General features: G+C 73.7%; 21 protein-coding genes. 9 read left to right on the forward strand and 12 right to left on the reverse strand.

The genetic code is table 11. The annotated features are described in order from the left end of the window. Positions 1-15: 15 nt before the first annotated feature. Positions 16-2,517 (reverse strand): glycoside hydrolase family 31 protein, encoded by a 2,502-nt coding sequence (locus tag ABD220_RS11075; RefSeq protein WP_344122541.1) that lies wholly within the window; start codon positions 2,515-2,517, stop codon positions 16-18. A gap of 289 nt (positions 2,518-2,806) precedes the next feature. Between ABD220_RS11075 and ABD220_RS11080 the strand changes: the two genes are divergently transcribed. Genes ABD220_RS11080 through ABD220_RS11100 form a run of 5 tightly spaced genes read left to right on the forward strand, consistent with a single transcriptional unit; the run spans position 2,807 to position 8,504 of the window. Further along, a complete protein-coding gene (locus tag ABD220_RS11080; RefSeq protein WP_344122543.1) occupies positions 2,807-3,883 on the forward strand; it encodes a LacI family DNA-binding transcriptional regulator in 1,077 nt (358 codons plus the stop codon). Positions 3,884-3,911: 28 nt separating this feature from the next. Further along, positions 3,912-5,321: a glucuronate isomerase gene (gene uxaC, locus ABD220_RS11085; protein ID WP_344122545.1), complete on the forward strand. Its 1,410-nt coding sequence runs from the start codon at positions 3,912-3,914 to the stop codon at positions 5,319-5,321. Next, positions 5,318-6,694 carry a mannitol dehydrogenase family protein gene (locus ABD220_RS11090; protein WP_344122547.1) on the forward strand — a complete coding sequence of 459 codons (1,377 nt, stop codon included), beginning with the start codon at positions 5,318-5,320 and terminating at the stop codon, positions 6,692-6,694. The genes uxaC and ABD220_RS11090 overlap by 4 nt, the downstream gene beginning before the upstream one ends. Positions 6,695-6,729: 35 nt before the next feature. Further along, positions 6,730-7,959 (forward strand): D-mannonate dehydratase ManD, encoded by a 1,230-nt coding sequence (gene manD / locus ABD220_RS11095; RefSeq protein ID WP_344122549.1) that lies wholly within the window; start codon positions 6,730-6,732, stop codon positions 7,957-7,959. Continuing rightward, positions 7,956-8,504, forward strand: coding sequence for a gluconokinase (locus ABD220_RS11100; protein ID WP_344122551.1), 549 nt, complete (start codon positions 7,956-7,958; stop codon positions 8,502-8,504). The genes manD and ABD220_RS11100 overlap by 4 nt, the downstream gene beginning before the upstream one ends. Positions 8,505-8,591: 87 nt before the next feature. Here the strand turns inward: ABD220_RS11100 and ABD220_RS11105 are convergent, their stop codons facing one another. Continuing rightward, entirely contained in the window at positions 8,592-8,954 is a 363-nt protein-coding gene (locus ABD220_RS11105; protein WP_344122553.1) for a YciI family protein, read from the reverse strand. A gap of 221 nt (positions 8,955-9,175) precedes the next feature. On the opposite strand from ABD220_RS11105, the gene ABD220_RS11110 reads away from it, so the two are divergent. After that, a complete protein-coding gene (locus tag ABD220_RS11110) occupies positions 9,176-9,814 on the forward strand; it encodes a hypothetical protein (protein ID WP_344122555.1) in 639 nt (212 codons plus the stop codon). A gap of 79 nt (positions 9,815-9,893) precedes the next feature. Beyond that, the gene (locus tag ABD220_RS11115) at positions 9,894-10,052 is read left to right on the forward strand and encodes a hypothetical protein (protein ID WP_344122556.1); all 159 of its coding nucleotides are present in this window, start codon (positions 9,894-9,896) and stop codon (positions 10,050-10,052) included. Positions 10,053-10,125: 73 nt separating this feature from the next. Here ABD220_RS11115 and ABD220_RS11120 read toward each other — a convergent pair whose 3' ends face one another. The 6 genes from ABD220_RS11120 to ABD220_RS11145 all read right to left on the reverse strand — a co-directional run bounded on the left by ABD220_RS11120 (position 10,126) and on the right by ABD220_RS11145 (position 15,003). Then, positions 10,126-10,869: an ABC transporter permease gene (locus ABD220_RS11120; protein WP_344122558.1), complete on the reverse strand. Its 744-nt coding sequence runs from the start codon at positions 10,867-10,869 to the stop codon at positions 10,126-10,128. Between the two features lie 40 nt (positions 10,870-10,909). Next, positions 10,910-11,863 (reverse strand): hypothetical protein, encoded by a 954-nt coding sequence (locus ABD220_RS11125; RefSeq protein WP_344122560.1) that lies wholly within the window; start codon positions 11,861-11,863, stop codon positions 10,910-10,912. Between the two features lie 87 nt (positions 11,864-11,950). Beyond that, a complete protein-coding gene (locus tag ABD220_RS11130; RefSeq protein WP_344122562.1) occupies positions 11,951-12,865 on the reverse strand; it encodes a hypothetical protein in 915 nt (304 codons plus the stop codon). Then, a complete protein-coding gene (locus tag ABD220_RS11135) occupies positions 12,862-13,641 on the reverse strand; it encodes an aldolase/citrate lyase family protein (protein ID WP_344122563.1) in 780 nt (259 codons plus the stop codon). Before ABD220_RS11135 ends, ABD220_RS11130 begins: the two co-directional genes overlap by 4 nt. 40 nt (positions 13,642-13,681) lie before the next feature. Next, positions 13,682-14,443 (reverse strand): anti-sigma factor, encoded by a 762-nt coding sequence (locus ABD220_RS11140; protein ID WP_344122564.1) that lies wholly within the window; start codon positions 14,441-14,443, stop codon positions 13,682-13,684. Continuing rightward, positions 14,440-15,003 carry a sigma-70 family RNA polymerase sigma factor gene (locus tag ABD220_RS11145; protein ID WP_344122566.1) on the reverse strand — a complete coding sequence of 188 codons (564 nt, stop codon included), beginning with the start codon at positions 15,001-15,003 and terminating at the stop codon, positions 14,440-14,442. Before ABD220_RS11145 ends, ABD220_RS11140 begins: the two co-directional genes overlap by 4 nt. 338 nt (positions 15,004-15,341) lie before the next feature. On the opposite strand from ABD220_RS11145, the gene ABD220_RS11150 reads away from it, so the two are divergent. Next, positions 15,342-16,112, forward strand: a complete 771-nt coding sequence (locus ABD220_RS11150; RefSeq protein ID WP_344122567.1) for a hypothetical protein — start codon at positions 15,342-15,344, stop codon at positions 16,110-16,112. A 43-nt stretch (positions 16,113-16,155) separates the two neighbouring features. Then, positions 16,156-16,872, forward strand: coding sequence for a class F sortase (locus ABD220_RS11155; protein WP_344122569.1), 717 nt, complete (start codon positions 16,156-16,158; stop codon positions 16,870-16,872). A gap of 119 nt (positions 16,873-16,991) precedes the next feature. On the opposite strand, the gene ABD220_RS11160 is transcribed toward ABD220_RS11155, so the two are convergent. From ABD220_RS11160 to ABD220_RS11175, 4 genes are all read right to left on the reverse strand, one after another. Next, positions 16,992-17,330: an antitoxin gene (locus tag ABD220_RS11160; protein WP_344122571.1), complete on the reverse strand. Its 339-nt coding sequence runs from the start codon at positions 17,328-17,330 to the stop codon at positions 16,992-16,994. 88 nt (positions 17,331-17,418) lie between these two features. Further along, positions 17,419-18,795: an FAD-binding oxidoreductase gene (locus tag ABD220_RS11165; protein ID WP_344122573.1), complete on the reverse strand. Its 1,377-nt coding sequence runs from the start codon at positions 18,793-18,795 to the stop codon at positions 17,419-17,421. A gap of 181 nt (positions 18,796-18,976) precedes the next feature. Beyond that, the gene (locus ABD220_RS11170) at positions 18,977-20,524 is read right to left on the reverse strand and encodes a gluconokinase (protein WP_344122574.1); all 1,548 of its coding nucleotides are present in this window, start codon (positions 20,522-20,524) and stop codon (positions 18,977-18,979) included. Further along, a complete protein-coding gene (locus ABD220_RS11175) occupies positions 20,524-21,546 on the reverse strand; it encodes a zinc-binding dehydrogenase (protein ID WP_344122575.1) in 1,023 nt (340 codons plus the stop codon). Before ABD220_RS11175 ends, ABD220_RS11170 begins: the two co-directional genes overlap by 1 nt. Positions 21,547-21,555 lie beyond the last annotated feature (9 nt).

The raw sequence follows: 21,555 nt of genomic DNA on the forward strand, positions 1-21,555 counted from the left end.
TCCTCGAGGTGGTGGTCAGATGCCGATCATGTCGAACTGTTCGAACGAGACGGTGATGCGGAAGTCGCCGCTGGGGTACGGGAGCTTGATCAGCACCGACTTGAGCGACTGGGAGTAGTGCCACCCGGTCTCGGCGCGTTCGAAGCGTTCCGCGTTCAGGTGGTGCGGGAGCACGGTGTCGCCGACCGAGACCCAGAACGGCGCCTTCTCCGGGTGGACCACGTCCACCAGGAGATCCCGGACCGGGCTTCGGAAGTCTCCCTGCCGTGCGAAGTCGAGGACCGTGTGCTCCCCGGCGGTCATGGTGATCTCGGTGCGCAGCGACTCGCCGTTCTCGTGCTTGCGGCTCACCCCGTCGTCCTCGTACAGGGTGAAGCGGCCGTCACGGTCGGGCGCGCAGACGAGGCGCAGCCCCATGACGTCCTCCTGCGCGAGATTGCGCATCTGGTTCGAGGCCAGGGGGACGATCCCGCCGCCCCGGATGAACAGGGGGGTGCTGCTCAGGTCCACCGGGATGTCGACGGCCTGTCCCCCGGCGCACGCCTCGCGGGTCGCGAAGTCGTAGAACGTCTCCCCCTCCGGGAGGTAGACCCGCCGGGTCGAGGCGCCCCGCTCCACGACGTTCGCCACGAGCAGCGCGTCGCCCAGCATGAAGTCGACGCCTTCCTCGTCGCACGCCGGATCGTGCTGGAAGGCACTGCACATGGGCTCCGTGATCGGCAGGCCCGTGCCGTGCGCCCGCGCCATCAAGGAGTACAGGTAGGGAAAGAGACGGTAGCGGAACTGGATGGCGTCGCGCACGAGATGGGCGACCTCGCCGTACATCCAGGGCTCGGTGACGGTGTTGTCCGTGTTCACCGAATGGATGGAGAACCGGGGCTGGAAGGCCCCGTGCTGGACCCACCGCACCAGCAGCTCGGCCTCCGGCGCCGGTCCGTAGAAACCACCGATGTCGGTTCCCTGGTTCGCCACCCCGGACAGGCTCATGCCCAGCATCGTGGCGACGTTGTGCGCCAGCGAATCCCAGGACGTGCTGTTGTCACCGGCCCAGGTCTGGGCGTACCGCTGGATCCCGGCGTGTCCGGAACGGCACACGATGAACGGCCGGGCGTCGTCCGCCGCCTCGGTGATGGCCTCCTGCGTCACGTGGCACATGAGGTTCGGCATCACCGCTTTGAGCCGGCCGATGGTTCCGCCGTTCCCGTCGAACGCGCAGCGGGCGTCCTTGTCGACCAGGCCGTCGTACTCGCAGTTGTCGTTCCACACCGATGTGGTCCCCATGTCGAGGACGTCCCGGGTGAGCCGGTGCTTCCACACCGCCCGGGCCTCGGGGTTGGTGAAGTCCACGAAGTGGCCCTTGCCGCCCCACCAGGTGCCCACAGCCCAGTCGTCGCCGTTGCTGTTCCTGACGAAGACCCCCTCGGCTCTCAGCTCCTCGACATCGGGGTGGACCGTGAGGACGCCGGGCTTGACGTTCGGCGAGACAGTGACGCCGCGCCGCGCCATGTCGGAGAAGAAGCCGGCCGGGTCGGGAAATCGCTGCTCGTTCCAGGTCAGGACACAGCGCTTCAAGCCGGCCGAGGTCTCCTGCTGGGTGTATCCGGACGAGAGCTGGAACCCGTCCATCGGGATGTCCTGCTCCTGCGCGATGTCCATGAACTCGGCGATCGCCTTGTCGCAGTCGGAGGACAGTTCCGGGTAGTACATGGACGAGCCGAGGTAGCCGAGGGCCGTCTTCGGCAGCATGGCAGACCGGCCCGTCAGCGCCGTGTAGCGCTGCACCACGTCCCTGATGGCCGGGCCGGCGATCAGGAAGAGGTCGATGTCCCCGCCGTCGGTGCGGTAGCGGCTGTGCGCGGGCCAGTAGTTGCTCTTCTCCCGCCCCATGTCGAAGTCGCAGTCGTAGGTGTTGTGGTAGAAGTACCCGACGGCCTGCCGGGTGGCGCGGCCGAGCTTGATGTAGAACGGGATGTGCTTGTACAGCGGATCGGTCTCCCGGGGGTCGTACCCCATGGCGTCCTTCGGGCTCATCGTGACGAGCTTCTGGGACTTGTTCAGCGGACCGGTCGTCTCGCCGAAGCCGTAGAAGCGGTCGTCACCCGCGATCTCACTGGTGTGGATGCGCCGCCGGTTGCTGTCCTCCAGGTAGCCGAGGTCCACCACGTCGGCGTGCAGGAGCGTGCCGTCGAGGTCGTACACGCAGATGCGGAAGGGATCCTTCTCGATCTCGATCCGCAGTCTGCGTCCCGTGACGACGGCCTTCACGGGGCCGTCCGCCAGGTCCGCGGCGGCCGGTCGGAGGCGCGTGCGCTGGTCGCCCATGAACTCGTCGAGCCGGTCCGGCCAGGCGGTCGTCACCAGGGTGTAGGACTCCTCCGTGAAGTCGGGGTCGAATCCGGCGCGGATGCGAACGACATCGTCGGTCACGAGGAGAACCCTGATCTCGATGCTGTTCGTGCCGACACAGATCCAGTCCCCCACCCGCTCTATCCGCTCGACTCTCGTACACAGACGCATACGTGACCTCCTCCTCCGCCGGGTATCCCGCCGCTTCGCTCATGGATCGATGGAACTGATCCGACCGTGCCGGCCGGGCGGCAACCGGTGCCGTTCGTCGGATCGATGGTGTTCGCGTCGCCTGACAACTCCGTCAGGGCGACGGCGAACAGGGGCCGGAGTCCCGTGGGTTCTTGGAAAGGCCGCCCCAGGGACGACATGTCCTCAAGTGTGATGGGGAGCACGGAGCTGTGCGCGGTGGTTGCCTCTTGTTGCCACACCCCGGAGCGCACGTGGAGAATCGGGGCTCATGAGCACAGGGCACGACAACGACGTCCCCGGCCCCACGGCCCGGTCGGGCCCGGCCAGGCCCGCCGGCCCCACCATCTACGACGTCGCCCGCGCCGCCGGAGTGGCCCCCTCGACCGTCTCCCGGACGTTCGCCCGCCCGGGGCGCGTGTCCTTCGAGACGGCGCAGCGGGTCCGGGACGCGGCCGAGGCGCTGGGGTACCGCTCGACGTCCGTGTCCCGGTCCGGCACGGAGCGGGACCGGCGCACGAACATGATCGCCGTGGTCGTCTCGGACATCTCCAACCCCGCCTACTTCGACCTGATCCGCGGGGCGGAGGAGGCCGCCGCCGAGGCCGGGTACATCGTCCTGCTGGCCCACACCCACGAGTCGGACCGCAAGGAGCGCGAGGCCCTGGAGCGGACCCTGCCCCTCGTGGACGGCGTCCTGCTCACCAGCTCGCGGATGTCGGACTCCGCGATCCGCATGATGGCCAAGCAGAAGCCCACGATCGTGGTGAACCGCGCGGTCAACGGGGTGGCCTGCGTGGTCCCCGACAATTCGCGAGGCATGCGCCGCGCCGCCGAGCACCTGGCCGTGGCCGGGCACCGCTCGATCCTCTACGTGGCCGGCCCGGAGGCCTCGTGGACGGACGGCACGCGGTGGCGGGCGCTGCGCGAGTCCGCCCTGGAGCTCGAGCTGAAGGCGCACCGGCTGGGTCCCTTCGAACCGACCTCGGAGGGCGGCCGACAGGCCGCGGCCCGCTGGCTCGAGCACCGGGTGTCGGCGGTGGTCCTCTACAACGACCTGATGGCGATGGGCTTCCTGCGGGAGCTGCGCCGGCAGGGGGTGCGGGTCCCGCAGGACGTGGCCGTGGTCGGCTTCGACAACATCCAGGGCCTCGACTTCATCAGCCCCTCGCTGACCTCCGTGGCGGCCCCGATGCAGGCGCTGGGCGCCACCGCGGTGAACAACCTCCTGGCCATGACCCGCGGGGCGTCCCCCACCTCGAACCGGCCCATGGTGCTGCCGACCCGGCTCGTGGTGCGGGAGTCCTCGGTCCGGTCACCAGCAACAGACGGCAACTCGTTGTCCTGATCGCCGCGGCGGGGCTCTCATGAGAGTCATGTCAGCGTCGATAGCAGCCCACCCCGACCGCCTCCTGCCGGCAGATCCAGGCACCCGGTCCATCGCCCGGGCCCTCCTCGCCCTGGTCGAGGACCTCCCGATCGTCTCCCCGCACGGTCATGTGGACGCGCGGGTCCTCGCCGAGAACACACCCTTCCCGGATCCGACCGGGCTGCTGATCAGCCCCGACCACTACGTCACCCGGCTGCTGCACGCCAACGGCGTGGCCCTGGCCGACCTCGGCGTGGGCGGCGCGCCGGACACCGACCCCCGCGAGGCCTGGCGGATCTTCTGCCGGCACTGGGGCCTCTTCGACGGCACCGCTTCGGGCTACTGGCTGCGCTCGGAGTTCGTCAACGTCTTCGGCATCGACGACGCCCTGATCGGTGCGGAGCACGCCGACGAGCTCTACGACCGGCTCCAGTCGCTCGTCGGGCAGCCCGAGTTCCGGCCGCGGGCGCTGTTCGAGCGCTTCGGCCTCGAGGTCATGGCCACCACCGACGACCCGCTGGACGACCTCGCCGCCCACGCCCGCCTCGCCGCGGACCGGACGTTCGCCGGGCGGGTGCTGCCGACCTTCCGCCCCGACGCGTACGTGAAGTTCTCCGGGGCCGGCTTCGCCGAGAAGGCGCACCGGCTGATCGACACCGCCGGCGACGGGAGCACGGGCTACGCGGGCTACCTGCACGCCCTGCAGAACCGGCGGGCGCACTTCCTCGCCCACGGCGCGGTGTCCGCCGACCACGGCACGCTGACCGCCCGCACCCTGAAACTGGACGCTGCCGAGGCGGGCCGCCTGTTCGAGAAGGGCCTCCGCGGGGAGGCCACCGCGGAGGAAGCGGAGGCGTTCGAGGCGAGCATGACCTACCAGTTCGCCCGGATGGCCGTCGAGGACGGCCTCGTCATGACGCTGCACCCGGGCGTGCACCGCAACCACTCCCCCGAGACCTTTGCGCGGCACGGGGCGGACTCCGGCCACGACATCCCCTTCGCCATGGAGTACACCCGGGCCCTGCAGCCGCTGCTCGCGGACTTCGGCACGGCCGAGAACTTCCACCTCGTGCTGTTCACCATCGACGAGACCGTCTTCTCCCGTGAGATCGCCCCGCTGGCGGGCTTCTACCCCTCGGTCTACGTGGGGGCGCCCTGGTGGTTCATCGACGAGCCCGACGCGATGCTCCGCTTCCGCTCCGCCGTCACGGGCACCGCGGGCTTCTCGCGTTCCTCCGGGTTCATCGACGACACCCGCGCGTTCTGCTCCATCCCCGCCCGCCACGACGCCTCCCGCCGGACCGAGGCGTCCTTCCTGGCCCGGCTCGTGGCCGAGCACCGGATTTCCGAGGAACGGGCCGCCGAGATCATCGTCGACGTCGTCGACGCCGCACCCAGAAGGGCTTTCAAACTGTGAGCACCCCCCTGAACCGCGCTGCCCTGGGCCTGCCCATCCCCCCGGTGCGTCTCGTCCATCTGGGCCTGGGCGCCTTCTTCCGCGCCCACCAGGCCTGGTACACCCAGCACGCCGAGACGGACCCGGCCGACCCGCAGTGGGGCTACGCCGCCTTCACCGGGCGCAGCCCCGTGATGGCCGAGCTGCTCGCGGCGCAGGACGGGCTCTACACCCTGGTGGAGCGCGCCGGCGACGGCGACCGCCACGAGGTGATCGGCGCGATCGCCGAGGCCCGCGCCGCGGAGGACGTGGACCGGCTCCGCGAGCTGCTCGCCGCCCCCGGCACCGCCGCAGTCACCATCACGGTCACCGAGGCGGCCTACCACCTGGGCGCGGGGCTGGCCTTCGACCCGTCCGTGCCCGCGGTCGCCGCCGAGCTGGAGCGGCTGCGCACCGGCGCCGGGGCGCCCGCGACGATGGCGGGGCGGCTGGTCGCAGGCCTCGACGCGCGCCGCCGTGCCGGCGCCGGGCCGATCGCCGTGGTGCCCTGCGACAACCTCCCCGCCAACGGCACCGCCGCCCGCCACGCCGTGCAGGGCCTGGCCGCCGCCGTGGACCCCCGGCTGGGCCGCTGGGTCGAGGAGCACGTCTCCTTCGTGTCCACCTCCATCGACCGGATCACCCCGCGCGCCGAGGACGAGCTGGCCGAGACCGTGGCCCGCGAGACCGGCCGCACCGACCGCGCCCCCGTGGTCACGGAGCCGTTCAGCAGCTGGGTGCTCTCCGGGGAGTTCCCCGCCGGCCGGCCCGCCTGGGAGCGCGCCGGCGCGGTGTTCGTCGACGACATCGAACCGTTCGAGAACCGCAAGCTGTGGCTGCTCAACGGCGCCCACTCCCTGCTGGCCTACGCCGGGCAGCTGCGGGGGCACAGCACCGTGGCCGAGGCCCTGGCCGACCCCGACTGCCGGGACGCGGTCGAGGCGTTCTGGGACGAGGCGTGCGCGCACCTCACCGCCCCGGGCCTGGCCCTGCTCGACTACCGGGAGGCCCTGCTCGAGCGCTTCGCCAATCCGCGGATCGCCCACCACCTGGCCCAGATCGCCGTCGACGGCTCCGTCAAGCTGCCGATGCGCGCCGTGCCCGTGCTCACCGCCGAGCGGGCCGCGGGCCGGGACGGCAGGGCCGCCGCCCGGATGATCGCCGCCTGGGTCGCCTTCCTCGACGGGCGGACCCAGGTCCAGGACACCGCCGCCGAGCAGATCCTGGCCGCCGACGCCGGACCGGACCGCGTCCGCGCACTCCTGGGCCTGCTGGACCGGGAGCTCGCCGGGCAGGACGACGTCGTCGACCTCATCACCCGGCTCGCCGCCGGACTCGCTCCCACGACCCGCTGACACGGCGCCGCCACCCTCCCCACGAAAGGAACACCATGAAGATCACCGAGGCCAAGGTCATCGTCACCAGCCCCACCCGCAACTTCGTGACCCTGAAGATCACGACCGACGAGGGGATCACCGGGATCGGGGACGCCACCCTCAACGGCCGCGAGCTGTCCGTGGCCACGTACCTCTCGGACCACGTGGTGCCGCTGCTCATCGACCGCGATCCGGCGAACATCGAGGACACCTGGCAGTTCCTCTACCGCTCCGGCTACTGGCGCCGCGGCCCGGTCACCATGGCCGCGATCGCCGCGGTGGACATGGCCCTGTGGGACATCAAGGGCAAGGTCGCCGGGCTGCCGGTGTACCAGCTGCTCGGCGGCGCCTCCCGCCGCGGACTGGCCACCTACGGGCACGCCTCCGGGCGGGACCTCGAGGAGATCTTCGACTCCATCCGCTCCGAACAGGAGCACGGCTACACCGCGATCCGCGTGCAGTCCTCGGTCCCGGGCATCACCGCGCTCTACGGCGTGGCCGCCCAGCCGCAGGCCTCCGGCGAGCGCTACGACTACGAGCCGGCCCAGCGCTCGGCGCTGCCGGCCGAGGAGGACTGGGACACCCGCGCCTACATGCGCCACATCCCCACCGTCTTCGAGGGCGTGCGCAACGAGTTCGGCCCCGAGATGATGCTCCTGCACGACGGCCACCACCGGATGACCCCGCTGCAGGCCGCCAGGCTCGGCAAGTCCCTGGAGCCCTACGACCTGTTCTGGCTCGAGGACTGCACCCCGGCCGAGAACCAGGAGGCCCTGCGCCTGGTCCGCCGGCACACCACCACGCCCCTGGCCATCGGCGAGGTCTTCAACACCGTGTGGGACATCAAGGACCTCATCCAGGAGCAGCTCATCGACTACGTCCGGTGCGCCTCGACCCACTTCGGCGGCATCTCCCCGCTCAAGAAGGTCATGGACCTCGCAGCGCTGTACCAGATCAAGTCCGGCTTCCACGGGCCCACCGACGTCTCCCCGGTGGGCCTGGCCGCGCAGATGCACGTGGGCATGGCGATCCACAACTTCGGTCTCCAGGAGTACATGCCGCACTCCGAGCGGACCAACACCGTGTTCCGGCAGAACATGACCTTCCAGGACGGTCTGCTGCACCCCAGCGACACCCCGGGCCTGGGCGTGGAGATCGACGAGGACGAGGCCGCCAAGTACGACTACGAGAACGCCTACCTGCCGTACAACCGGCTGGCCGACGGCACCGTCCACGACTGGTGAGCGCCCACGACCACGCCCGCGCCGGCGCCCCGCTCGTGGTGGTCATGGGCGTCTCCGGGTCCGGCAAGACGACCGTCGGTGCCCTGGTGGCCCACGGGGCCGGGGTGCCGTTCCTCGACGCCGACAGCCTGCACCCGCTGGCCAATGTGCGGAAAATGGCGTCGGGCACGCCCCTCGAGGACGCCGACCGCCGGCCGTGGCTGGACACCGTCGGTGAGCGGTTGCGCGAGGCGGACCGGGACGGCACCGGTCTGGTCCTGGCGTGCTCCGCGCTCCGGCGCCGCTACCGGGACCACATCCGCCGCGCGGCCCCCGGCACGGCGTTCCTGCACCTGCACGGGACGCCCGACGTCCTGGCGTCGCGGCTGGAGGGCCGCAGCGAGCACTTCATGCCCGCGGCCCTGCTGGCCTCCCAGCTGGGCACGCTCGAGCCGCTGGGCCCGGACGAGCCCGGCTACGCCCTCGACATCGACCAGCCGGTCGAGGACATGGTCGCCGAGGCCGTCGTCGCGCTGCAGGGGCGCCCCGCGACGCCCTCCGGGTGAGCGGGGCACGCACCCGCTGAGCGGTGCGCCTCATCGCTGGGTGGAGCCACCCTCCCGCCCCGCGTTCCTCGGCCCCGCGGGCGGGCGCTACGCCAGGTGCTCCTCCGGCTCGCCCTGGAACTCGCGGACCTCCACCGGGAGGGTGGTCGCCCGCGCAAGTTTCCGGCCCCACTCGATGGCGGCGTCGTAGTCCGGCGCGGCCACGATGCAGATGCCCCCGGCGTGCTCGTCCTCGCGCTCGTAGGGGCCGTCCGTGGTCACCACGTCGTCGCCGTGGAAGCGCACGACGACGGACGCCTCCGCCCGGTCCAGGCCCCCGGCGAAGACCCACGCCCCGGCCGCCCTGAGCTCGTCGTTGAACGCGGCGACGTCCCGCATCACGGGTTCGAGGATCTCCGGGTCCGCCGGTCCGCCGTCGGGCTGTTCGATGCTGAGCAGGTAGTGCTTCATGGTGGAGGAGCCTCCCTGGGCGTCGGATGGTCCTCGGAGTCTACGGTCGCGGCGGCCCGCCGAAACAGAGCTGGACCTCCACGGCCCGGCGGGTCGTGGGCGCGGATCTCGCTGCGCGCGTCCCGGCGGCGGTCCCGGCGTGCCCGGACTCCGCCGGATGCGGGATCATGGGAGGTCCGAGGGACCGCCGACGCGTCCGTCCCCGCCCGTCAGGAGGATCCGTGCCCAAGAGCAAGCCCCGCAAGAAGGCCGCCGCCAAGAAGAAGCAGCAGCGGCGGGAGTTCCACGCCGCGGCCGGAGCCCGCACCGTCGACATCGAGGGCGCCGCTCAGGGCACGTGGGACGACGACGCCCACGAGCTGCTGGTCGCCCGCGGCTGGGTGGCCTACCGGGACCTGGAGATGGACCAGCTCGGCGACGGCTGGGAGTGGCTGCCGTCCCAGCTGCCCCTCGACGCCGGCGTGGGCGGGGAGCCCGGGCCCACCACGGTGTTCGCGGCGGCCGAGGGCGGCTACGACGTCGAGCTGGCCAACCCGAACGGCTCCGTGGACCCGGACCGCGCGGGCCACTACGACACCCTCGAGGAGCTTACGGCGGACCTGGACAGCCTCGAGGCGTGGCGCGTGCCGGCCGACGAGTACGTCCTGCCCGACGTCCCCACCTTCTCGGCGGACACCCCGTGGGAGATCTGCCAGCTCTGGGCCGGCGGGATGATCGACCACTGGGAGCTCGCGGCGGACCTGATCCACTTCCCGTACGAGGAGACCGAGGAGGGCTTCGACGCGGTCGAGCGCGCCCACCGGACAGGGCTGATCCCCGCGCAGCTCTTCGCCGCGATCCTCGCCGGCCGGGCCGCGTAGCGGGATGCCCTTGTCGGGGCCCCGGGCCCGGCGTAGCGTGAACCGCGACCATTACCCTGCTGAGCACATGAGGAGCGGAATGAGCGAGACGACCCCGGACCCCGCCGAGAACAAGCCGTCGCAGGCCGAGGGGGACGTCCCCGAGGACCAGAACGTGCAGTCGGCCGTCCACCCGGACGACAACAAGCCCTCCCAGGCCGAGGGGGACGCACCCGAGGACGCACCGGGCGACGACTGAGCCCTGTCCACGAGAACCCCGGGCGCCCCTGGATCGCGGGCGGCCGGGGTTCTCGTGCGCAGGCTGCGGGCGGTCACTCCGTGGGCACCGTCCTCGCCCGGCCCAGCGCCTCGACGAGCCCCACGGCCACGAGGGCTCCCGCGGCCAGGATCGCCGCGAGCACGACCAGCTGGAACCGCCCCGCCTCCAGCGGCGACGCCCCGGCGAAGACGGCGCCCACGAACGCCCCGGGCAGGACGACCATCCCGGTGGTGCGCGTCTGGTCGACCGACGGGACGAGCGCCTCGAGGACGGCCTGCCGGGCGATGTCGAGCGTCGACTGCCGCGGCGTGGCCCCCAGCGCCAGCCAGCCCTCCACCTCCGCGCGCCGTTCCACCACGTCCGCGCGGAACCGCCGGCCCGTGAGCGTGGCGATGCTCATCGTGTTGCCGATGACGATGCCTCCGACGGCCAGGACGTTCTGGGGTGCGACCGCGATCGCGCCCGTCAGGAACACGATGGCCAGGGTCGCCGCCGCGGCGAGCAGCATGACCGCCCCCAGCCACAGCAGCGACCGCGCGCCCGCGTGCAGGCGCCCACCCGCGGTCAGCACCGCCGCCACGAACATCACGCCCAGGGCGAGCCAGACCCACAGGAGGTTCTCGATCACCGACGAGAGCACCAGGCTGAGCGCGGCGAGCTGGGCGGCCGCGCGCAGCACGGCGAGCCCGGGGGCGGACCAGCGGGGCACGCCGCGGGCTGCGAGCGCCGCGGCGGTGACGGCGACCAGGAGGCCGATGCCCAGCAGGGTCGGGAGGGCCGCTGCGTTCCAGGTCATGCGGCGAGTCTAGGTTCCCACGGGCGCCGAGCGTCCGGGGTCAGCGGCGGGTCAGTCCCCGGTCGTCCCTGACCGAGGCGTTCTTCGGCGCCCACTCGGTCAGGCCGAGGAGGTCGGACACCTCGCGGTAGTGGCTCGTGGAGAGGATCCCGAAGCCGACCTCGACCGCGCGTCGGTAGTAGTGCACGTCGAGGGCGTCGGCGGGCAGGTTCTCGTCGTAGCGGTGCAGCTCGAGCCGCATGGGCACGTTCCAGCTCCGCATCCGCAGGCTCTCCTCCATGTCCGGGACGTAGTGGCCGGCGAAGCCGATCACCCGGCGGAGGTCGGGCACCTCCCGCCGGACGTCCTCGACCGTGGGCAGGCCGTCCTCGTGGGTCGGGACGAAGTAGACGAGGTCGGGGGCGATCCTGCGGTAGACGGCCAGCTCCGTCAGGCCGCGCACGCCGACCACCACCTGGCTCTCGGCCCGGTGCGTGCGGACGAGCTCGACGACGGCCTCCGGGGTCACGTTCTTGACGTCGAGCCACAGCACCGCGCCGGCGAGCACCGCCCAGGTGAGGAACTCGCCGGCCTCCCGGACGGGGAACCGGGTGACCTCGCCGTAGTTGTCCACCAGGTGCTGGCTGAGCACGTAGTCGGCCGACTGTTCGCTCACGGGGCCGGCGCCTGTGCTCCCGTGTCCCATGACGGCCTCGTGCAGGACCACGCACCGGCCGTCGACCGTGGCGCGCAGCTCGATCTCGATCATCGTGCGCGCCCGGGTGGCCAGCACGTTCTGGGCGGACTCGAGCGCCGAGCAGGGCCACGGCCCGTCGGGGTGGTACCCGGCGCGGCGGGCCAGCAGGAGGGGGCCGGTGCCGGCCAGGCGGTCGTGGCGGGTGTAGGCGGCCAGTTCGGCCGGCGAGTCGAAGACGATCGAGTGCCCTGCTGCTCGCGACGGCACGTCGGCGGCGACGTGGCGCGGCGGGTCCGGGCGGCGGTGGTCGTTCGGCATGGGAACTCCTGGGGGGATGGGAGCGCGGACAGCGGCCGTGGGGGGACGGCCTGCGGGCGGGCAGCGGGGAACGACCCGCCCACGTGCTCAGGGGCCCTCGGCCACCCGTGCACGCTCCAACTCTTCCACGTCCGAGGCCGAATACGTGGCTGCGATCTGCATGTCGTTGCCTCCGCGCAGGACATTGCGGGTGCTGAGACCCCGGAAGAGCATCCGGGGAATGGGCCGGTAGGCGGTTCTGCCGTCGCCGACGGGCCGGATCCCGGTCCCGTGGCGCAGCGCCACGGCGTGCAGCCACACGTCGTCGGCCATCGGCGCGCACACGGTGAACGCGGCGCCGAGCTCGCGCAGGGCGTCGAGCAGGTGCGGCGGGTAGAGCACGCCGGAGGAGCCCGTGGCGAAGGTGCGGACGGAGGCCTCCGCCGGGGCGCCGGGGCGCCACGTGGCGTAGGGCAGGATCCGTCCTCCGTCGACGCGGATCCGGTGGGTGCGGTGGGCGACCACGTCGTGGGGGTGCTGCGCGTGGACCGCCAGCAGCTCCTCGAGCCAGGTCTCGCCGTAGAGCACGTCGTCGTCCGCGATGACCAGCGGCAGCTCGTGCCTCGTCCGGGACCGCACGTACGGGTAGTACTTCTGGTGGGGGCCCCAGTCCTCGGTGCACCGCAGCTCGAGGCCCCGGCGCACCAGCCGGGCCAGCGGCGCGGGCGGGTCGGCCACGACGTCGGCCTCCCGCAGCCACAGGATCAGCCGCTGCGGGCGCACGGTGCCGTGCGCCATCGACTCGACGGCCAGGTGCACCGCGCGGATCCGGTTCCCGTAGGAGGTGAGGCTCACGACCACGGGCGCGTCCCCCCGCACGGGCGCGGCCGAGAAGCGGTTCCGGAACCGGAAGTACAGGGCGCTGCGGCTGGTCCGGAACGAGCGCAGCCAGTCGCGGACCAGCTCCCGGGACAGCACCCAGCGCAGCGGGTGCGGGTGCCTGCCGCCCGGCCGGGGCGTCATGGCGCCCGGTCCAGGGCGGCCCGCGCGGCCTCGCCGCCGAGCTGCAGGACGCCGGCGTCGGTCGTGACGGCGATCCAGGAGAAGCCCTGCGCCCGCAGCGCGGCGGCCCGCTCCGGGGCGCCGGCGTAGGCGCCCGCCAGGACACCGGCCTCCCGGCATGCGCGCACGATCGTGGGCAGGGGCGCGTCCGCCGAGGTGTCCGCGAGCAGCTCGTCGACGTCCCGGCCCAGGGCGAGCGCGAGGTCGAAGGGCCCCACGAAGACCATGTCCAGGTCCGGGACCGCCGCGATCGCCCGGACCGCGGCGACCGCGGGCGCGGTCTCCACCATCACGGCGCACAGCGGCCGGGGCGCGGCCGCCGCACCGGCGGCGGGGTCCCGCGTGCCGGGCAGCGGCCCCCAGCTCCGGGCGCCCCGCGGCGGATAGTGGGCCGCGGCGACCGCGGCCTCGGCCTGCTCCGCGTCCTGGACGAGCGGCACGACGACGCCGTCGGCGCCGGCGTCCAGCGCCCGGCCGATGAGCGTGGGGTCGTTGGCGGCCACCCGGACCAGCACCGGGGCGGCCGGCGCACGCCGCAGGGCGAAGAGGCCGCGGACGGCGGCGTCGTCGAAGTGGCCGTGCTGGGCGTCGACGCCCACCCAGGCGAAGCCCGCGCGCTCGAGGGCGAGCGTGGTCCGGGCGTCCCCGAGCGTGGCCCACACCCCCGCACGCACCCGGTCGCCCCCGTAGTCGTCCCCGTAGTCGTCGCCGTTGCCGGTCGGTTCTGCCTCGGTCATGGCCTCATTCTGGCAGGAGCCGCGGCGGGCGGGGCCGCACTCAGATCTCCGCGGTGGCCAGCACGGGCAGGGTGGGCGTCTCGGAGCCACCGGCGGGCTCCACGGTCATGGCCACCGCCCCGGCCTGCCCGATGTCGCCGTCCAGCCAGACCTGCACCTGTCCTCCGCCGAAGTGCACGTCCGGCACCGGGGTCTCGCCCTGCACGAGCCACAGCTGATACTCCCGGCCCTCCCCCGGCCCGGCGAGATCGGCGGCGACGAACAGGGCCTCGTCCTCCTCCGCCGAGACCACCAGCGTGGCCGGGCGGCCGCCCACCTCGAGCTGACGGGTGGTGACGTCCGGAGCGCTCAGCAGCCGGTTCTGCCGGTCCTGCTCCTCGGCCACGAGCTGCTGCTGCTCCCGCTGCTCCGTCTGGGTGCCGACGGCCCAGCCGCCCAGGGCGGCGCCGGGCAGGAGCACGGCGGCCGCGGCGGCGGCCAGCCAGCGGCGCCGGGGTCGGCGCCGCTGCGCCAGGGACACGGGCGTGGCCCCGGCCCGGTCCTCCGCCCGCTGCTCCTGCCGCGTCCCGCGCACGGCCGCGAGCACGTTCTCGCGCAGCGCGGCCGGCGGCGGCTCGGCGACGGCGGCCGCCAGGTGCGCCCCGACCTCCCCGAACGCGGCCACCTCCTCCTGGCAGGCAGGGCAGCCGCGCAGGTGGAGCTCGAACGCCGCTCGCTCGCCGGGCTCGAGGGCGTCCACGGCGTAGAGCGCCGCGTCGGCGTGGACGTCGCCGGCCCGGCCGTCCCCCTGGATGTCCTTCACTGCCGCACCCCCAGTGCCGATCTCAGATTGTTGAGCCCGTCGCGGATCCTGGCCTTCGCCGTGCCCAGCGGGACGTCCAGGTGCTCCGCGACCTGGCGGTGACTGTATCCCCGGTAGTACACCAGGCAGACGGCCTCCCGCTGGAGCGGGCTGAGCGCACCGAGCTGCGCCCGCACCTCCCCGGAGTCCAGGGACTGCTCGACCTCGTGCCAGGTGGAGTCCGACGGGGTCTCGGCCTGCCGGACCTCGTACTGCTGGTCCCGGTCCCGCTCCCGCTGGTCGTGCCGGATCCGGTCGACCGCGCGGCGGCGGGCCATGGTGCACAACCAGGCCAGGACCGTGCCGCGGCCGGCGTCGAAGCGCTCCGCCTGCTGCCAGGCCATCAAGTAGACCTCCTGGACCACCTCGGCGGCCAGCTCCGGGGCGCGGAGCAGCCGCAGCACGAGTCCGTGAACCGTCGCCGACGTCGCGTCGTACAGCTCGGCGAAGGCGTCCTCGTCCCCACCTGCCGCGCGGCGCAGCAGAGCGGCCTGCTCCTCGGCCCGCCCGGGAGCGGGCATCGGGGCGCCGGCACCACGGCTGTGGCCGGCCGGTCCTTCGCTCACACGATCTCGCTGTTCACTCGGGGAGCAGCACCTCGCCCGGGGCCCGGACGAGAGCAGTGTCGATCTGCACCCTGCCACACCGGGTGCGGGTGGTGCCGTCGACACACGCGCGGTCTCCATGACTGCTGTTCGTCGCGGGACCTGCGGCGGACGGGTCCGCCGGCCGTTGCGGCGCGCCGGGAAGTTTTTTCTCCTCCCCACCCGTCCGGGTCCCGTCCGGCGGCGAACTCCCCGTGCACACATCGAAAGTGCGCACACGGCACGACCCCCGGTACGACACAGGAGAGAATCTGATGCGCAAGTCCATGCTCCTCACAGTCCCCACCCTGGCCCTCGGCGCCCTCACCATGGCCGCCGCCCCCGCCGCCGCCCACGAGGGCGACATGTGGTCGGCCCAGGCCGCCCTGAGCACCCTCAACGGCTCCGGCACCACCGGCGACGTCATGGTGGACGTCCACGGCACCGAGGCGACCGTCACGATGAACGTCTCCGGCGCGGCCGAGACGTTCATGGACGGCCCGTTCCCGCACGCCCAGCACATCCACATCCACGGCCAGGGCACCTGCCCGGGCCCGGAGGCCGACACCGACGGCGACGGCGTGGTCAACACCACCGAGGGCCACCCGTTCTACGGTATGATCGGCACCTCGCTGACCACCGAGGGCGACACCAGCCCCGACTCCGGTCTGGCCGTGGAGCGCTTCCCGGGCGGGTCCGCGTACAGCTACGAGCGGACCCTCCAGCTGGACGAGGCCACCGCCGAGTCCCTGCAGAACGGCACCGCGGTCGTCGTGGTCCACGGCGTGGATCCGGCGAAGATGCCCGCTGCGGCCGCCGAGAAGATGAGCGACCTCGACCCGGCGCTGCCCGCGGCCGCGACCCTCCCGGCCGCCTGCGGCACCCTGACGGCCTCGCAGATGGGCGCGATGCCCGAGGGCGGGGCCGACACCGGGGTGGGGACCGCCACCGGCAGCGGTGCTGCCGCCGGCTTCGCGGTGGCCGGTGCCGGGGCCCTGGCCCTGGCCGGTTCCGCGCTGGTGGCCCGCCGCCGCGCCCGCGCCTGAGCCCCGCTCGGCCGATCCCAGCTGATCCGAGGCTCCGGTCCCCATGACGGCATCCCGAACCGGTCGCCGCGCAGGCTCCACCGTCTGCGCGGCGACCGCCGCCCTCCTCCTGCTCACGGCGTGCACCGGCACCGCCGGCCCGGAGGCCGGGGCCACCGGCTCGTCGCCGGCGGCCACGGCGAGCCCGCCTGCCACCAGCGCCGCCGGCGCCGCCCCGACGACCATCCCGGCGCCGGCCACCCGGGCGCCGACCGCCCCGAGCCCGACGACGGTGGCGGCGGCGACCCCCACGCCGGCACCGCTGCCGGCCGCCGCCGACCCGGTGTCCCTGGCGATCCCGGCGATCGGTGCCGAGTCCGAGCTGCTGCACCTCGGTCTGCGGGACAACGGCTCGCTCGAGGTCCCGCCCGAGAGACCCGGTGCCCCGGCGAGCTGGTACGACGACTCGCCCGCCCCCGGGGAGCAGGGACCGGCCGTGCTGCTGGGCCACGTCAACGCCACCGGCGGCGGCGCCGGGGTCTTCGCCGATCTGCGCCGGCTCATCCCCGGGGACAGGATCGAGGTGGCCCGGGCGGATGGGTCCACGGCCGTCTTCGCCGTCGACCGCGGGGAGCAGTACGGCAAGGACGACTTCCCCACCCTCGAGGTCTACGGCAACACGGCGGGCTCCGAGCTGCGGCTGATCACCTGCGACGGCTACGACCCGGCCACCGGGGAGTTCGACGACAACTACGTGGTCTACGCGTCCCTGGTGCGCTGAGACGTCCCCCGCGGGGGCGGCCCCGGGCAGCACCGCCCGGGACGACGACGGACCCCGCCTGCCGGGCGCTCGGTGCGCGGCGGGCGGGGTCCGACCCGGTCCTGGGGCCCGGGTCCCGCTCAGTGGCGGGGGCCCGGTCCTTCGCCGCCCGGTCCGTCACCGGGCCGGTCGGTCGCAGCCGGTCCTCCCGTCCGCCCGTCCGGGCGCTCACCGGCCGTCGGGCCGCCCGTGGCCGGGCCGCCGGGCGTCCGGCCGTCGGGCGTCCGGCCGCCGGAGGCGTGGCCCCCGCCGAGGAACTGCCGGGCCTTCTGCTGGACCGTGTCCACGTGGCGCTCGTACTTGCGCCCGGTCCGCTTGTCCACGAAGCTGCCGGCCTGGTCGAGGACCTTCTCGACCTTGTCCGGGTTGCGCTGGGCGAGCTGCTTGGCCTTGGCCGTGAGCCCCTTGAAGTTCACCATCACCTCTCCTTCCGAAAGTGCCCACCGCGCGGGTCCGCCGCGGTGCTGCCACGAGTCCATCATGCGGAGCTGTCCGCCGGCTGTCCGGTCAGCGCTCCTGTCCCACCACGTGCTGGAAGCGCAGCAGGTTGTCCGGGTCGTAGAGCGCCTTGGCCCGGACCAGACGGGCGTAGACCTCCTCGGACCACGCCCGGGCGTGCTCGCTCTCCCCGCCCGGGACCCCGTGCATGTTCACGAACGCCCGTCCCGTGGACCACGGGGCCATGGCCTGCAGGATCTCGGCGAGCGCCCGGGGCGTCGCCTCGGCCACGTGGGGTGCGAGCCAGCCGATGAGCTCCAGGAAGAACGCCGCGTCCCGCCCCGAGACCGCGTCCTGGATGCCGTCCGTCCGGGTGAAGGCGCCACCCATCAGGCGGATCCCCACCTCCGGCAGCGGGCACCGGCTGCCGGGCCCGGCGCGCTGCAGCAGCGTCATGACCGCGGCGGCGTCGAACTCCCGCAGGAACTCGCCCGTGAGCACGTAGAGACCCGGCTCGGTGGCGTCCATGTGCACCTGGTCGATGTCCCGGTAGTCCATCGGTCCCGCGAGGTCCAGGACGGGCCGGGCGACCTCCCGCATCGGCGCGAGGACCCGGGCCCCCTCGTCCTGCGGGCCCACCCAGCAGAAGCGCAGGTGCACCAGCATCTGCTTGTGCAGCTGTTCGGGGACGGTCGGATCGTGCGGCATCCAGCGCAGGGCCACGGACGTCGAGGCCTGCTCCGGCAGGGTGGGCGCCCACCGGCTGAACGCGCTCAGCACCTCCTGGGCATCCGCTCCGGGGTAGAAGATCCCGCCGCCGTAGAGCTCCTCCAGCGGGACGAGGTCGAGGGTCATGGAGGTGACGAGGCCCAGGTTCCCCTTGCCCCCGCGCAGCAGGGCGAACAGCTCCGGCTCGTGCCGGGCGTCCACGTGGCGCAGCCGTCCGTCGGGGGTCACCACCTCGAGGCACAGGAGGTGGTCGGCGGCGAAGCCGAAGACCCGGCCGAGCACCGGCAGCCCGCCGCCCAGGGTGTAGCCGACCGCCCCGGCGTCGCTGGCCGAGCCGTTGAGGACCGCGAGCCCGTGCGGTGCGACCGCGTCGATCACGCGTCGCCACCGCACGCCGGCGCCGATCCGCGCCGTCCGGCGGCGGGGGTCGACCTCGAGCTCCTGCATCCGGTGGGTCGTGACGAGCAGCCCGCCCTCCATGGGCTGGTCCGCGCCGTGGCCGGTGGACTGGACCCCCACGGGCTCGTGGTGGGCGGCGGCCCACTGCATCACGGCCACCACGTCGGCGGTGTCGACCACGCCGGCCACCACGTCCGGGTGGTGCACGGCGGCCAGGTTGAAGCCGGCGACCTCCTCCGCGAAGCCGTCCTCGTCCGGCAGCAGGACCGGTCCGCGGACCCACTGGTGGAGTTCTTCCACGTCCGCTCTCGAGATCATGGCGGGCCCCCTCGGCACCGACGATCCGCGGGCGGGGCCGGACGGTCCCGCCCGTACACAGGACGGGTCCATTGTCCCACGCAGGCCCGCCGATGCGCCTCCCGGGCGTGCACGGAGTCGTCCCGGGACGCCGGGCGGGGCAGGACCGGCCGGCGGAGCGGGGGCGGGACCGCCGGGACGGTCAGCCGCGCTCGAGCGGCAGGGCGGGCGCCAGCCGGCGCAGGGACGTGAACGTGGGCACGAGCGCCTCGTAGAGCTGCTCGAACACCGGCTGCAGGGACGCGTGGACCGCGGCGTCGGCGGGGTCCGGGCGCACGACCGACTCCACCTCCACCAGGTCCGCGGCCACGTCGACGGACTCGATGAGCCCGAGCGCCTGCATCCCGAGCAGCGCGGCGCCGAACCCGGAGCCCTCGTGGCCCGAGGCGAAGGAGATGTCCGTGCCGAGGACGTCGGCGAGCAGCTGCCGCCACAGCGGGCTGCGGGCGAAGCCCCCGGTGGCGCGGATCTGCTCCACGGTCAGGCCGGCCGCGCGCATCGACTGCAGGACCAGCCCGAGCTGCTGGCACACCCCCTCCAGGGCCGCGCGCACCAGGTGCTCACGGCGGTGGGCGCGGGTCAGCCCCACGTAGGCGCCCCGGGGCAGGGAGCTCCAGTGCGGGGCGCGCTCGCTGAGCAGGTAGGGCAGCATGAGCAGCCCCCCGGACCCGGCCGGGACGCTCGCCGCGAGCGCGAGCAGCTCCTCTTCCGGCTCCTCCCCCAGGTCGGGGGCGAGGGCGTCCCCGGCCCAGCCCAGGACCACGCCGCCGTTGTTGATCGCCCCGCCGACCACCCAGCGCCCCGGGGTCAGGGCGTAGCAGAAGACCCGCCCCAGCGGGTCCACCACGGGGCGGTCGACGACGACGCGCAGCGCGCCGCTCGTGCCGATCGAGCAGGCTGCGACCCCGGGCCGGACCGCACCCAGGCCGAGGTTGGCCAGCGGCCCGTCGCTGGCCCCCACCACCACGGGCGTGGTGGCGGGCAGCCCGGTGGCCCGGGCGCCCTCGTCCGTGAGCCCGGGCAGGACGTGGGTGGTGGGCACGAGCTCGGGTAGCTGCTCGGGCAGGATCCCGGCGCGGCCGAGGGCCTCGGCGTCCCAGGCGAGCTCGTGGATGTTCATGAGGCCGGTGGCCGAGGCCACCGAGTGGTCCACCACGAGCGCGTTGCACAGCCGCAGCAGCACGAACTCCTTGACGCCGGCCCAGAACGCGACGCGCTCGCACAGCTTGGGCTCCTGGTCGTGGAACCACACGAGCTTGGGCAGCGGGGACATCGGGTGCACCGGGGTGCCCGTGCGCCGGTGCAGCGCGAGCCCGCCCGCGCTCGCGCGCAGTCGTTCCGCCTGGACGCCGGCCCGGGTGTCGGCCCAGGTGACGAGCGGGGTGAGGGGCTCGCCCTCGGGCGAGAGGCCGAGCAGGCTGTGCATCGCGGCGCTGAAGGACAGCCCGGCCACGCGCTCCGCCCCCACCTCGTAGACCACCGCGCGGACGGTGTCCAGCACCGCCCGCAGGATCAGCTCGGGGTCCTGCACGGCGTGGCCGGGATGCGGCTCCTCCAACGGGTAGCCGGCCGAGGAGGCGGCGAGCTGCTCCCCGCCCACGGCGAAGGCCACCGCCTTGGTGCTCGTGGTGCCGATGTCGACGCCCACCACCACGGGGTCCGGGTGCCCGGCTCCGGCCGACCCGGGCATCAGCGCCCCTGCAGGTGGGCCAGGCAGACCAGGACCTTGCCGGAGACGGCCGAGTCCCGGGCCGTGGCGAAGGCCTCGGTGGCGCGGTCGGCGGGGAACTCGTGCGTGATCACGTCCTCGATCCCGGGGCGCGCGGCGAGCAGCTCGACCGCCTCGTCGATCTCGTCGTCGAAGCGGAAGGACCCGCGCAGCTGGAGCTCCTTGGAGACCAGCGGGGCCAGGTTCACGGGCCGCGCCTCGTCCGGCACCATCCCCACCTGGACCACGACGCCGCCGCGGCGGGCGCCCCGCAGCGCGGGGCTGACGGCCGCGGGCACGCCGGAGCACTCCAGGACCACGTCGAACGCCTCGGGCGGGATCTGCTCGGCCCCCACCCGGACGGTGCCGTGCACGCCGATCCCGCGCGCCCGCTCGAGGGGGCCCTCGAGGACGTCGGTGGCCACGACCTCGGCCGCGCCGCGGGCCAGGGCCGCCGCGGCTGCGAGCAGGCCGATCGGCCCGGACCCGGAGACGAGCACGCGCCGGCCGGTCACGTCCCCGGCCACGGTGAGCCCGTGCAGCGCCACGGCCAGCGGCTCGGCCAGCGCGGCCCGGCGCAGGGGCAGACCGGCCGGGAGCACCCGGACCATGTCCCGGCGGACCAGCAGGTGCTCGCTCATCCCGCCCTGGGTGTGCGGCCAGGTGGAGGCGCTGCCCAGGTAGGCCCCGCCGGGCCACAGGTGGCGCCGGTCCTCGATCCCGGGCTCGGGGGTGCCGAAGGTGGCCGGGTGGACCGTCACCGGGGTGCCGGGCGCCAGCTCACCGGAGGGGTCGAGGTCCACCGTGCCGGAGACCTCGTGGCCGGGCACGAGGGGCTCCCGGACCACGTACTCGCCGTTGGCGCCCTCGGCCCAGTAGTGCAGGTCCGACCCGCACACCCCGCCGTAGGCGATCCGGAGCCGGACCTGGCCCTCGGCGGGCTCCGGGGTGGGGACCTCCTCGACGCGCAGGTCGTCCTTGCCGTGGATCACGATGGCCTTCATGAGCTCTCT

The sequence above is a fragment of the Kocuria aegyptia genome (genome assembly GCF_039530085.1).
GTDB lineage: Bacteria > Actinomycetota > Actinomycetes > Actinomycetales > Micrococcaceae > Kocuria > Kocuria aegyptia.